General features: G+C 47.0%; 1 protein-coding gene. It reads right to left on the bottom strand.

Annotated features, from left to right (window positions below):
* Nucleotides 1–597: IS256 family transposase (locus M3N64_RS13995; protein WP_249104308.1), on the bottom strand; the 597-nt coding region annotated here is incomplete at its 3' end.
* Nucleotides 598–825: the final 228 nt, after the last annotated feature.

The raw sequence follows: 825 nt of genomic DNA, 5'->3' as shown, positions 1-825 counted from the left end.
GCCGAGAATCCTTCGATAGCCCTGATCGCTGATTCCATAGCTGATCAGGACGCCTCGGGAGCGAACACGCCCGTTTTCACGCACTTTTGTATAAACCGCATCAACAACGAGAAAGGGGTAGCTGTCCTCCAGAGGACGGTTGTTCCAACCCTCGACAATCGGATCCAGGTGTGCGCATAGATCCGATACGGTCGTTTTCGAAAACTCCGTACCGCAAAGTTCTTCAGTGATTTGACTCACTCGGCGTGTAGAAACGCCGTTAATCACCATTTCCATTAAAGACAGCACCAGCGCCTGTTCACTGCGCTGATAGCGATGAAAAAGATCGGTTGAGAAATGACCGTTACGCAGTCTGGGAACGTTCAAGGTAAGCTTTCCCACGCGTGTCCTTAGTTGATGGGGATAAGAACCATTTCTGTAACCCGTCCGCTCTTCGTTTCGTTCGTATTTTTCTGCGTTCAGCTGTTCACTGGCCTGTGCTTTTAACACTTGATTTAAGATCGCCTCCAAAAGGGCGTTCATGCCAGATTCTTTAGTATTGCCAAGAAATAATTGATGCAGAAGTTGCTCATCTAGAGTAATCTGTAATTGAGCCATCCCAGAGTCTCTCCCTTAGAATTAGGTTGTGGTTAACTCTATTCTAGCTAAGATGATGGGCTCCGGCTCATTTTCTATGAAAAAATGAGAGAGACAGGTAAGATCAATGAATCCCGCTGTTTTTCTGGAGGGGGGCTGGCCAGCCCCCCTCCAGAAAAACAGAACCCCTGCTCCACATTTTCTCATCTATTCAGATAACCTAATTTACACAAGTATACGTCCTCAACT

This window comes from Sporolactobacillus mangiferae (assembly GCF_023336505.1).
GTDB lineage: Bacteria > Bacillota > Bacilli > Bacillales > Sporolactobacillaceae > Sporolactobacillus > Sporolactobacillus mangiferae.
The sequence above is the reverse complement of the archived record's forward strand: the minus strand, read 5'-3'. Positions and strand labels throughout refer to the sequence as shown.